At 51.4% G+C, this 12204-nt stretch carries 13 protein-coding genes; 3 read left to right on the top strand and 10 right to left on the bottom strand.

Translation table 11 applies throughout. The features are described from left to right. Window positions 1-134: 134 nt before the first annotated feature. Window positions 135-680, bottom strand: coding sequence for a YniB family protein (locus G544_RS0102265; protein WP_027273083.1), 546 nt, complete (start codon window positions 678-680; stop codon window positions 135-137). Window positions 681-858: 178 nt separating this feature from the next. Beyond that, window positions 859-948 carry a cytochrome bd-I oxidase subunit CydH gene (cydH, locus tag G544_RS22070; RefSeq protein ID WP_134389056.1) on the bottom strand — a complete coding sequence of 30 codons (90 nt, stop codon included), beginning with the start codon at window positions 946-948 and terminating at the stop codon, window positions 859-861. Window positions 949-1258: 310 nt separating this feature from the next. On the opposite strand from cydH, the gene purR reads away from it, so the two are divergent. The 3 genes from purR to G544_RS0102245 all read left to right on the top strand — a co-directional run bounded on the left by purR (window position 1259) and on the right by G544_RS0102245 (window position 4962). After that, a complete protein-coding gene (purR, locus tag G544_RS0102255; RefSeq protein WP_027273082.1) occupies window positions 1259-2275 on the top strand; it encodes an HTH-type transcriptional repressor PurR in 1017 nt (338 codons plus the stop codon). Between the two features lie 151 nt (window positions 2276-2426). Beyond that, on the top strand, window positions 2427-2870 hold the full coding sequence (locus tag G544_RS19760; RefSeq protein ID WP_051155532.1) for a hypothetical protein: 444 nt from the start codon (window positions 2427-2429) through the stop codon (window positions 2868-2870). A 268-nt stretch (window positions 2871-3138) separates the two neighbouring features. Further along, window positions 3139-4962 carry an aryl-sulfate sulfotransferase gene (locus G544_RS0102245; RefSeq protein WP_027273081.1) on the top strand — a complete coding sequence of 608 codons (1824 nt, stop codon included), beginning with the start codon at window positions 3139-3141 and terminating at the stop codon, window positions 4960-4962. Window positions 4963-5021: 59 nt separating this feature from the next. Here G544_RS0102245 and htpX read toward each other — a convergent pair whose 3' ends face one another. The 8 genes from htpX to G544_RS0102205 form a co-directional block, all read right to left on the bottom strand. Next, on the bottom strand, window positions 5022-5894 hold the full coding sequence (htpX, locus tag G544_RS0102240; protein ID WP_027273080.1) for a protease HtpX: 873 nt from the start codon (window positions 5892-5894) through the stop codon (window positions 5022-5024). Between the two features lie 205 nt (window positions 5895-6099). After that, on the bottom strand, window positions 6100-8136 hold the full coding sequence (prc, locus tag G544_RS19755) for a carboxy terminal-processing peptidase (RefSeq protein ID WP_036023059.1): 2037 nt from the start codon (window positions 8134-8136) through the stop codon (window positions 6100-6102). 19 nt (window positions 8137-8155) lie between these two features. After that, window positions 8156-8815 (bottom strand): RNA chaperone ProQ, encoded by a 660-nt coding sequence (gene proQ / locus G544_RS0102230; protein ID WP_027273079.1) that lies wholly within the window; start codon window positions 8813-8815, stop codon window positions 8156-8158. Window positions 8816-8943: 128 nt separating this feature from the next. Next, window positions 8944-9408, bottom strand: a complete 465-nt coding sequence (locus G544_RS0102225) for a GAF domain-containing protein (protein ID WP_027273078.1) — start codon at window positions 9406-9408, stop codon at window positions 8944-8946. Between the two features lie 57 nt (window positions 9409-9465). After that, a complete protein-coding gene (gene yciH / locus G544_RS0102220) occupies window positions 9466-9786 on the bottom strand; it encodes a stress response translation initiation inhibitor YciH (protein WP_027273077.1) in 321 nt (106 codons plus the stop codon). Next, window positions 9783-10490 carry an orotidine-5'-phosphate decarboxylase gene (pyrF, locus tag G544_RS0102215; RefSeq protein ID WP_027273076.1) on the bottom strand — a complete coding sequence of 236 codons (708 nt, stop codon included), beginning with the start codon at window positions 10488-10490 and terminating at the stop codon, window positions 9783-9785. The genes yciH and pyrF overlap by 4 nt, the downstream gene beginning before the upstream one ends. Before the next feature lie 61 nt (window positions 10491-10551). After that, on the bottom strand, window positions 10552-11721 hold the full coding sequence (gene lapB / locus G544_RS0102210) for a lipopolysaccharide assembly protein LapB (protein WP_027273075.1): 1170 nt from the start codon (window positions 11719-11721) through the stop codon (window positions 10552-10554). 6 nt (window positions 11722-11727) lie between these two features. After that, entirely contained in the window at window positions 11728-12036 is a 309-nt protein-coding gene (locus G544_RS0102205) for a LapA family protein (RefSeq protein WP_027273074.1), read from the bottom strand. Between the last annotated feature and the right edge of the window lie 168 nt (window positions 12037-12204).

Below are 12204 nucleotides of genomic sequence, written 5' to 3'. Positions count from 1 at the left end.
AACCTTTTGACTATAGCGAAACGTCGATCTAAAGCACAGCTTTGCGCTAAACATGCGGCCTGCGCGGCATATCGCCAGATAATAAGAAACCGACGATAAACGTCGGTTCTCAATGCGTATAAAATACGGAAAAACTAAAGCATATTGATGAGCCGTAAAATCACATAGATGAATGCGCCCCACAGCACCGGCGCCACGTAAAGCTCGGTTATCTGCGCAAAAATGGAGGTGTTTGGAATCGAAATCAGCTTCTGCAGCTCCTGCTTCGAACGGGCCTGTTCACCGTTCATCGCTTCAAGGATCGCTCGCTCCGTTACGCCTTCCTGCACGTTATAAACTCGCTTGGCTAACCTTGCGCCGGAGGCAGAGAGCGCTAGCCCAACGAAAATCAGCAAAAAGATAACGATAAACCAAACGGTGTTGGATGCAGTCCAGTTTTGAATATTCGGCACCGGCGAGTTAGTCCAAAAGTACTCAAGAAAAGAAGTATATTGGCGCACGATGTTGAACATCACCTGCAAGAAATCCATGATAGTCGCCGTCATTTCCTGCATCTGGCTTTTAGGCGCTACCAGGTACTTAAGTACGGATATCACCGTCGAAATCAGCGCAGGTATAAAAATAACAATCCCGACGATCCGCTTCACTAAAGCCAACGCTCTAGCCTTATGGTGAGTCATTCTGCCTCCATGTTGAAACACCGATTTTACTCTATTGATTTCAAAAAAATATGTTCCACAAGGGAACATTCTCACTCACCGACAAACCGCTAACCTGAAAACGCGACGTTCCATCGCTGCGCTTTGACGTCATTAAAAACAATACCCGACATCGGCGCTGTCGGGTATTTAAAAACGATTAGTGCGTAACGGCAATCAGGCTGTAAGTCACGATAACGAACAAAGCAAAAACGACCGTGCTTAAAGACCACTTTAATTCAGCAGACATCTTGAACTCCTTTTTTACTAATTGGGGGTAATGTTAACGTGAGTTTATCAGCCCTATTTCGGCTAAAGGTGCGAAAACCGCAAAAAACGTTGCGTTCTTTCCGCTACAGCCCTTTTACTTTTGAATTAAATGCGCCAAAATTCATCGCCAAGCATCACTGATAACGATAACGTAAGTTAGCGCCAGTGCGTATGATACAAATTCTACACCGTTTTGCTTTTAATGTGTAATTGAAAAGGCAAACGTTAACTTACCCGCTTACACTGTCATCTGAGCAACGAACGGTATAGGCACAGGAGAACCCGCTTTTATGGCAACCATTAAAGACGTAGCGAAACGCGCCGGCGTTTCAACGACGACGGTATCCCACGTCATCAATAAAACCCGTTTTGTTGCGGAAGATACTAAAACTGCCGTCTGGGCCGCCATAAAAGAACTCAGCTATTCGCCCAGCGCCGTCGCCCGCAGCCTGAAGGTTAACAGTACTAAAACGTTGGGGCTGTTGGCGACCAGCAGCGGTTCGCCCTACTTCGCCGAAGTCATTCAAGCCGTAGAGTCGGCCTGTTATAAAAAGGGCTATACGCTTATCCTTTGCAATACTCAAAACGATCTTGAAAAACAGCAGGCCTATCTGGCCATGCTGGCGCAAAAGCGCGTAGACGGCCTTTTAGTAATGTGTTCTGAGTATCATCCCCCCCTGCTTGAACTACTAAACGACTATCAGCATATTCCCATGATGGTGATGGACTGGGGTAAACACAGCGACTTTACCGACAATATCGAAGATAACGGCTTCCACGGCGGGTATCTGGCCGCACGCTATTTGATAGATCGAGGCCATCGAGATATCGCCACCATTACCGGCCAGCTAAATGAATTTACCGGCCGGGAGCGACATAACGGCTTCCTCCACGCGCTGAAGGAGGCCAACATCGACATCCCCGATGAGTGGATTGTTGAAGCGGACTTCCAGCCGCAGGAAGGGTATGACGGTATGATGAAGCTGTTAAAAGCCCAAAAGCGCCCAACGGCGCTATTTTGCGGTGGGGACGTCATCGCCATGGGTGCGCTGTGCGCCGCTGGCGAAATGGGGTTACGGGTTCCCGACGATATCTCCGTCATCGGTTACGACGACATTCGCAATACGCGTTTTTACAACCCGCCCTTGACGACGATTCAACAGCCAAAAGAAAACCTGGCGGAGATGGCGCTGGACATGCTGCTCGATCGCATAATCAACAAGCGCGAAACCTACCACTCGATTGAACTGCACCCTGAGCTGGTTGAGCGCAATTCCGTTGCCGATGGTCCCTATCAGAAGAAATAGTTCGCAGGCCCGCCTCTCTGGCGGGCTTTTCGTTTGCCCCTCCGCCATTCTCTTCCTATAGTTAAACCTGAGAAGCAGTCAGGTTCAGGACGCCCTTTTACCGCATCGGATGTAATAAAAGCGCCGCCGATGCCAACACGGTGATAGTCCTATGAGGTTAGTTAAGCGTACAGCAACCATTAGTTTATTCGTCGCGCTGATGACGGGCTGTTCTCTGTTGCCCGGCGTTCGGATGAATAATCTGGAATACAGCGTTACTCCCAAAGCTAACGAAGGAGAACCAATCCTTGTCGACTTTGTTGCCGTTGAAGGTGGCAGGTTAACCGCTCAATTGGAACACTATACGTCTGAACAATGGTTTAAAGAAAAAAGCGACCTTCTGAAAAAAAACGCCAAGGGACTCATCGTCTGGCCAATCGTTGTTCGGCCCGGAACGTCGGTAACGCTTAGAAACGTTCCCCTTTACGGTAAACCCGCAGATAACGTATTTCTGTTCGCCAACTATAAAAGCAAAGGAGCCCATCGCCTTGAGCTTGAGCGTTCACGTCTGATTAAGCTGGAGTTTCGCGACGGCGACGTATACGCGGTTAATTGATTTATCTCTTCATCCCTAAGGCCTCCATTCTACGAGGCCTTCTCTTTGTTTTTCATCCCTATATTTCGATTTTCGAAAAATCATTATTCGCAAATTGGCGATTCTCTTTATTGTCAAAAGTAATTATATTCAAGTCAATTGTAACCAAATATTATTATTTTCATATTTAAAAACATCCAGCAACAACCAATTACAAAGAGTCACTCAAATATCTTGAGAAAGATTGAATAGATAAGACGGATTTACGTTCAAGTAACTGGAGAATGTTATGAAATTTAAATATGCGTTAACCTCCCTTGCGCTGTCGGCAGCCTTATTATCAGCTTTGCCCTCTACGGCACTGGCTATTGGTGGAGCGAGCGGAGCAAAGCTGGACTATCAGGTTCAAGGTCAAATAGGCGAAGTCGTCATGAACCCATACGATATTGCGCCACTGACGGCAATTATCCGCAACGGCGGTTACGTACTAAGAGACGCATCGGTTCGTATTGTGCCTAAGGCGAACGGTCAGGAAATCAAATATCAGGTAAACAATAAATACCTTCTGACCTACGGCGGGATCCCCGTTTTCGGCCTTTATCCCGATTACGTCAACACGATTGAAGTCGAATATACCCGCCTCTACGGCGAAAAAAGTGAAAAAATTAAAGAAAGCTACACCGTCTATGCTCCTCCTGCCTATACGGAATCAGCTGGAACCAAAGAGGAACAGGCTTCATTTTTCACCGTAAACGTTAAAAAAGTCGCCCCTGAATTTAAAGACCGACTCTATCTGCTCAACAATCTACAGGACAAGTCAGGAAACGGCACCCGCACCGTATGGAATAACCCCGTTGGCGGCGCGCTTGAGTGGAATTTCTACCCTGTCAACGCCATTATCGACACTTCCGGCGATATCCGCTGGTATATGTTCGCCAATCCTATTTACGATCTGAAATCTATCTATAAAGCCGGCGTAATGATGGGCTTTAAACAAAACGACGACGGTGCGCTAAGCTGGGGCTACGGCCAGCGCTACGTGAAGTATGACATCATGGGAAGAGAAATCTTTAATCGCCGGTTGCCCGACAACTACAACGACTTCTCCCACTCGATGGATAACGCCGCCAACGGCCATTACTTCCTGCGCGTAGCCAGCTCCAACCATAAGCGCGCCGACGGTAAGAACGTTCGCACCGTGCGCGACGTGATTGCCGAAGTCGATCAAAACGGCGTAGTGGTGGACGAATGGCGGCTGTTTGACATCCTTGACCCCTATCGCGACGTTGTGATGAAAACCCTCGATCAGGGCGCCGTTTGCCTGAATATCGATGCAAGCCAGGCCGGCCATACCTTAAGCGCGGAAGATCTGGCCGCATTGGACTCCTCAGACAAGTTCGGTGATATTGTCGGCAGCGGGCCGGGCCGCAACTGGGCTCACGTCAACAGCGTTGACTATGACAGCGAAGACGACTCCATTATCATTAGCTCCCGCCACCAGAGCGCCATTATAAAGATTGGCCGCGACAAGAAGGTGAAATGGATCCTCAGCGCGCCCGAAGGATGGAAAGCGCCCTTTGATTCAGCCGTGTTGACCCCCGTTGACGCCAAGGGGCAGAAAATCAAATGTGAGAACAGCGTCTGTGAAGGCGGCTTCGACTGGACCTGGACTCAGCATACGGCCTTTAAAATCGACAGCATGAGTAAAGGCGACTCCATCTACGTTTCCGCCTTTGACAACGGTGACGGACGCGGCATGGAACAGCCTGCGATGCCCAGCATGAAGTACAGCCGAGCGGTCATTTATAAGATTGACCAAAAGAATAAAACGGTACAGCAGGTGTGGGAATACGGTAAAGAACGCGGCAATGAGTGGTTCAGCCCCGTCACTTCAATCACCGAATACCAGCAGGATAAAAATTCCGTTTTCGTCTACTCGGCAACCGCAGGCGGCTCGTTTGACCTTGCCGTTGGCGCCTTCACCAGCCTGCCTAATCCCTATATTGAAGAGTTCAAGTGGGGAGAAACCGAACCTTCCGTTGAAATTCAGCTACACGGAACGCGCGGCTATCAGGCAATGCCGTTTAGCCTGACAAAAGCCTTTAGCAAATAGAGCCTAAGCGCATAAAAAAAGCCCGAACGTCTGTTCGGGCTTTCCATTTTTATTCCACGTTACTTGTAACTACCGGCCCGCAGGGCCTCAATACGCTTATCCAACGGCGGGTGGGACATAAACAGCTCGCTGAAGGTCTTCGCCTTACCGTTAATACAAAACGCCATCATGCTGGATTCTTCCTGCGGCTCATAGCTGGTCTTCAGCCGCTGTAGCGCCGCAATCATCTTCTCGCGGCCAACCAGGTTAGCCGAACCGGCGTCCGCCTTGAACTCACGGTGGCGAGAGAACCACATGGTAATGATGCTGGCCAGAATGCCAAACACTAACTCAAGCACCATGGAAACGGCGAAGTAGACCATCGTATTCCCCGAAGAGGAGCTCTCTCCGTCTCGGTTCATAAAGCCCGACGCCACCTGAGCGATAAGGCGAGAAGCGAATATAACGAAGGTGTTCACAACGCCCTGAATCAGCGTCATTGTGACCATGTCACCGTTAGCTATATGGCTAATTTCGTGGGCCAGAACGGCTTCCGCTTCGTCCCGGCTCATGTTCTGCAGCAGCCCGGAACTTACGGCTACCAGAGAAGCGTCTCTGCGCGCGCCGGTCGCAAAGGCGTTAATGTCGGGAGCGTGATAAATGGCAACCTGAGGCATCGCAATGCCGACCTGCTCAGACTGGCGTCTAACCGTCTCAACCAGCCACCGCTCCACTTCATTGCTCGGCTGGTCAATGACCTGACCGCCGACGGAGCGCAACGCCATCCATTTTGACATCATCAGCGAAACCAACGCGCCGCCAAAGCCAAACAGGCCGGCCATAATCATCAGCCCCTGTACGCTGCGGCCCTGAATGCCCGTCAGGCTCAGGATAATGCCGAAAATAAACATAACCGCGAGGTTTGTTAGTAAAAAGAGCGCGATACGCATCATAGGTTTATTGCTTCCTCAAAGAAGTAAAAAAATGTTTCTTACCCATAGATCTTATGGGCTCTGAAGCAAATTTCAAGCGCCAACGCGCGCCACTTAACAATTCGGTCATAACTTTACAATAGTCTACATTTTTCATCACAGGCTTTAACAGCCGGGACAAAAAAGGCGCCCGAAGGCGCCTGTAATAACCGATAACTCGATCGGACTATTTTTTCACTGCCGCCGCGTTGGCTTTTTCCAGTGACGCCAGATCCAAGGCGATTTGAACCGTCTCATCCAGATAAGGATCGGGCTCTTTATAGTCCTTAGGCAGGTCTTCCAGCGACTTCAGCTTTTTCTTGCCTTCGTGAGTCAGGCGTTCGTTGATGCGCGTCAGGCGAGTAGCATCCTCTTCTGCGCTATCCTTCTCACGCTTGGCCAGATTCAGAGAAATCGAGCCACGCTTGTCCTTATTGGCCTTATAGCGAGCGAGATCCTGCATGATGTACTGGAACTCGGGATTCGTAGCAATGCGCGCATCATGATCCTTAATCAAGGTCGGTACATACTGAGCCTCGTTACCCTGCATCGTATAGGCGGCCTTAGCTACGCTATCCCACGGCAGTGCGTTATCTTCGAAGCTCTCCCCGGTTTCTGCGGGATCGACGCCGGTAGGCATCACGATATCTGGCGTTACGCCCTTACGCTGGGTGCTTCCGCCGTTAATACGATAGAACTTTTGAATCGTATACTGAACCGAGCCCAGGTCCGGCCAGTCAGGGCGAAGCATCTGATCGTAAATCCGGTTCAGCGCGCGATGCTGCTGCACGGTGCCCTTGCCGAACGTCGGTTCGCCGACAATCAGCGCACGGCCATAGTCCTGCATTGCGGCAGCGAAAATTTCCGACGCGGAAGCGCTGAAGCGATCGACCAGCACCACCAGCGGCCCTTTATAATAAACGATGCCGTCGGTATCGCTGTCCTCACGGACCTTGCCGTTATTATCGCGAACCTGAACGACAGGCCCGCTGGGAATGAACAGCCCGGAAAGAGAAACCGCTTCAGTCAAGGCGCCGCCGCCGTTGCCGCGCAGGTCGATAATAATGCTGTCAACGTTCTGATGCGTCAGCTTTTGCAGCTGAGTCTTAACGTCTTCAGTCAGGCCGACGTAGAACCCGGGAATATCCAGTACGCCAACTTTTTTCTTGCCTACCGTTTTCAGCGTCATTTTAACCGCGCGATCTTCAAGACGAATTCGCTCGCGGGTGATAGTGACAACCTTAGTCTTAGCGCCCTTTCCTGCCGGTAAAATCTCCAGGCGAACCTTACTGCCCTTGGGCCCTTTGATCAGCGCGACAACGTCGTCCAGACGCCAGCCGATGACGTCAACAATAGGTTTGTCCTGTTGGCCTACGCCGACAATCTTATCGCCAACGGCAATCGCTTTACTTTTGGCCGCCGGCCCGCCGGGCACCAGCGAGTTAATCTGGGTGTAGTCGTCTTCCATCATCAGTACGGCGCCAATCCCTTCAAGAGACAGGCTCATCTCTGTATTGAACTGTTCCGTATTGCGAGGGGAAAGATAGCTGGTATGGGGATCGATTTCCCGAGCGAAAGCGTTCATGAAGGTTTGGAAAACGTCTTCACTCTTGGCCTGCGTCAGCCGCTTAATGGCGGACTGATAGCGCTTGGTCAAAATCTCTTTAATTTCAGGCCATTTTTTGCCGGTAAGCGTCAGGTTCAGCGCGTCGTATTTGACCTTTTGGTTCCAAAGCTTATCCAGCTCGGCTTCGCTAGTAGGCCACGGAGCCTTGCTGCGATCGACCTCAATGGCGTCATCGCCATCAAACGTCATCGGCTTATCCAGCAGCGACAGCGCGTAATTCAAGCGTTCAAGGCGACGTTTCTGAGCATAGTTATAAAGCGCATAGGCGGTATCAAGCTGGCCCGACTTCAGCTCGTCATCCAGCGACTTTTTCTTATCGGCAAACTTTTCAATATCCGATGCCAAAAGCACGTTGTGGCTAAAGTCCAACATGTTCAGATAGCGATCGAAGATCTTCTCTGAAAAAGCGTCGTCGAGCGTAAACTGACGATAGTGTGAACGCGTAAAACGAGCGGTCACGCGCTCACTCACCGCCGCATGCTGGACTTCCTGTTGGAGATCCGGAATTTGCTCAATGCGGAAAGTCGCCTCTTTCGCATAACTTAATCCTGCTAGAAATAAGCTTGCAATGGCCGTTAGTCGGACTAAGTTATTCATGCGTTGGCTGACCTCTACCTCAGAACTGTAAGTGTTCGGCGCGAACTAACATAGCTAACCCGGAAGCCAGCTGAACGCGTACGCCGTCTTTCGCGATTTCAAGAACGGTTGCATCCATGGCGCTCTTACCGGCAAGAACCTGCACCGGCTGACCGATTTTCAATAAACCGATATCGCCGACGGGCGTTGTGCGCGGCTGTAGCTTGGCGGGAGCCTTCGGCTGAGGGGCGCGGGGCGCGGCAGGCTTTGCCTCTGCGCCTTTCTTCACCGCAGGGCGAGAACGACGTACCGGAGCATCGCTTTTTTCTTTGCCTTCTTTTTCTTTGCGCTGTGCTGCGCGCTGAGCCTGAACGCGCGCTTTAGCCTCTTCCAGCTGCTTGCGCGCATGCTCCACGTGCTGAGCTTCCAATGCGCCGCAGTCCGTACCGTCCAGATCGACGCGCTGAGCGTCGGCCTTCAGGCCGTGCAGATAGCGCCAGCTGGAAGTGTACAGGCGTAGAGCGGTACGCAGTTGGGTTTTACTAAACAGCGTTTCTTCCGGCAGACGGGCTATCACGTCCTGGAAAATGCCGATCTTAAGCGGCCGAGCCTCACCTTCAAGCGTAAAACAACGCGGGAATTTCTCAGCCAGATAGGCAATAACTTCTTTACTACTGTTCAACTTGGGTTGATTTTCCATGAAATTTCCTGATGACAACAAACTAGCCCGAACATGCAGGCGCAAATCAGGCGCCATTATAATCGCAGTGCGGGTAAAAGCCACGCTCTCCGCACTTCAAGTTTAACTACACCACAACAAATCGCCATTTAACATTGAGACAAATGCCGTGAAAGGCATCGGACTATCCCCTTCAGTCCTTCTTCATCTTCGCCGTCAAAACGACTAAATACGGTACTGTCTATATCCAGTACGCCAATCATCGCGTCGCCGCAGTACAGCGGCAACACAATCTCCGCATTGCTTGCGCTATCGCAGGCAATGTGGCCTTCAAACTGATGAACGTTGTCTACTCGTTGAATGCGCGCAGTTAGCACTGCCGTGCCGCATACGCCCTTTCCGACCGGAATTCTGGTACAGGCAACCTTTCCTTGAAAAGGCCCCAGAACCAGTTCTGGGCCGTTTAGTAAATAAAAACCGACCCAGTTGACCTCGTCCAGACGTTCAAACAACAGAGCGCTGGCGTTTGCCAGCGAGGCTATTCGATCGGGTTCGCCGCTTAGCAACGAAGCGAGCGTATTTTCCAACTCGGTATAGAACGCTTTTTTATTCATTTTATCAATAGATACCGCTAAATATACCGCACCCTGTTATCGATCTTTAGACTCACGTCAACCGCCGGCCAGCTTTACTTTGAAACCTTTACATTCTAGCAAGACTTTTAGCTCATCGCGCTTATCGCCTTGAATTTCAATCTGCCCCGTTTTTACCGCACCGCCGCACCCGCACTTTTTCTTCAATTCGGCGGCCAGCTTTTGCAGTTGGTCATCATCCAGATCCAAGCCGGTAATGATGCAAACGCCCTTTCCCTTCCGGCCGCTGGTTTGGCGCTGAATGCGCACAACGCCATCGCCCTTGGGGCGCTCCGCCGTTTCTTCCTGCGGCTTAATGCGCCCCGTGTCTGTACTATAAACTAAGCGGCTGTCGCTCATAGCGGCCTCAGACTGGTCAAAATATCGCGAAGCGCCCGAGCCGGATCGGCAGATTGGGTAATTGGGCGCCCGATAACCATATAGTCGACGCCGGCGGCCATCGCCTGCGGCGGCGTCATTACGCGACGCTGATCGCCAAGCTCGCTACCGACGGGGCGAATGCCCGGCGTCACTAGCTTAAACGATGAGCCGAGCAGCGATTTTAAGTGTGTAGCCTCATGGGCTGAGCATACGACGCCGTCAAGGCCGTTATCTTTGGCTAGACGGGCCAATCGCTCCGCGTGATCTTGTAGAGAACCCTGAACGCCGATTGCTTTCAGCTCGCTTTCTTCCATGCTGGTAAGCACCGTTACGGCGATAAGGGCTGGCGCATCGCTTCCATACGGCAACAGCGCGCTTTTAGCCGCTTCCAACATTCTCGCTCCGCCGCAGGCGTGTACGTCAACCATCCATACGCCCAGCTCGGCGGCGGCAGAGACGCTTCTGGCGACCGTATTGGGAATATCGTGAAACTTTAAGTCAAGGAAAACGTCAAATCCACGCTGCTGCAGCGAGCGAATCAGCTCAGGCCCGCACAGGGAAAACATCTCTTTTCCTATTTTTAAACGACAGTCCGCCGGGTCAATTTTATCGACCAGCTCAAGAGCTTCGCGCTGAGTGTCAAAATCCAGCGCAACAATAACGGGAGAAGTCGACGTCGACATAGTGTTTTCCTGTTCTCTTCTTTTCGGTTAAATCAGTTTGTTTTTACATCAATAGACTGCATTATTGGCCGTCCAAACCGCGGATCGGCTTTACCGTCGACCAGGCCTTACACGACGGGCAGTGCCAGTAAAGCGAGTTGGCGGTCAGTCCGCACTTTTCACAGCAATAGCGCGGGCGAGAACGGATCTGTTCGCCCACCATTTCCTGTAACACTATCAGGCTCTCTTTTGCGCGCCCTTCTTCCGCTTCCGCCAGCTGATAATTCATCAGGCGATAAAAGCCCCGCATCGTCGGGTGAATTTGAAGCTGATGGTTGACGTACGCCTGAGCGGCGTCTCGCCCCTCGCGCAGTTCCAGCATATCCGCCAGCATAAGCTCTGCGGCTGACCCCGTTTGCTCCGCCACGCAGCGCTTAAGATAGGCGACCCAGAGGTCTTGCTGCCCCAGACGCTGATAGCATTCGTAGAGCATAGGCAGGGTTTCGCTGACAAAGTCTTTATCCTGCTCGATAACTTTTTCCAGCTCGACTATTGCTTTAGCGTCGTCGCTGCGGGCGATCCAAATCCGGCCGGACATAATCGATACGCGGGCGCAGTTTTTATCGGCCGCAGAAGCCTTTTTCAAAAGCCCCATCGCCTTATCCAGATCGTCGGATCCCATCGCCTGCAGCGCGAGCTCACAGTAAAAGTGGGCAATCTCGACTCGGTATGCGTCTTTGCCGGCCTTTACCAGCTTTTCGGCCACGTCGATAGCCTGCTGCCAGTCACTGGTCGTTTGGTAAATAGTTAAAAGCTGCTTTAACGCCGGTAGGCGAAAGTCCTCTTCGTCGACTAACTGGGAAAACATGCGTTCAGCCCGATCGTATAAACCGGCCGCCATGTAGTCCCAGCCTAGCTGCTGCGTAGCCAAAAGCCGCTGCTCAAACGACAGTGAGGCGCTTTCGATTAACGATTGGTGAATTCGGATGGCTCGGTCAACCTCGCCCCGGGAGCGAAACAGGTTGCCTAAAGTAAGATGAGCTTCAAAGGCGCCGCTGTCTTCCTTCAGCATGTCGACAAACAGATCGACGGCCTTGTCCTGCTGGTTAGAAAGCAGGAAGTTTACGCCGTCCACATAGCCGCGAGACAGCTTATTCGCTTCCTGCTGGCGCTCCTGCTGTATGCCCCTACGCCCCATATACCAGCCATAGGCTGCGGCCACGGGCAATAACAAAAACAGCAGTTCAAGCATACAGCGCTATTCCTTTTCGGCGATCTGCTGCATAACGGGAGCGGCTTCAACGGGCGCCGTCGTCTCGTTTTGTAAGCGCTTGATCTGGCGCATCGCACGTCCAAGACGTAAGCGTAAACGCAAATAGAATATGCCTGTGACCAGCCAGCCGAGAATAAAGCCTCCGCCGAACAAAACGGCCAACAGCGTAGATAGCGCGTAGTCGCCCTTCGCAATCAAAAAGTTGAAAGTTACAACCTGCTCGTTGTGGGCTCCCAACGTGACGGCGATAACCAGAATAACGACGGCGATTAATCCAATCAGTAAATATTTCACATTGCTATCCAAAACATAGAGATAAACGGATGAATTATACCAAGAATGCTTGGCCGTGTCCTTTAACTTAGCATTTCTGCACGCTGAACGAAAAATGCGCGCAGCACAGGAGCCTGATTTTCACTGATATTGCTTTAAAATACTAGGCCGTATCCCTTATTTATGCAC

Origin of the sequence: Leminorella grimontii ATCC 33999 = DSM 5078 (genome assembly GCF_000439085.1) — a bacterium.
Taxonomy (GTDB): Bacteria; Pseudomonadota; Gammaproteobacteria; order Enterobacterales; family Enterobacteriaceae; genus Leminorella; species Leminorella grimontii.
Note: the sequence above shows the minus strand (reverse complement) of the source record. Positions and strands in the feature narration are given on the sequence as shown.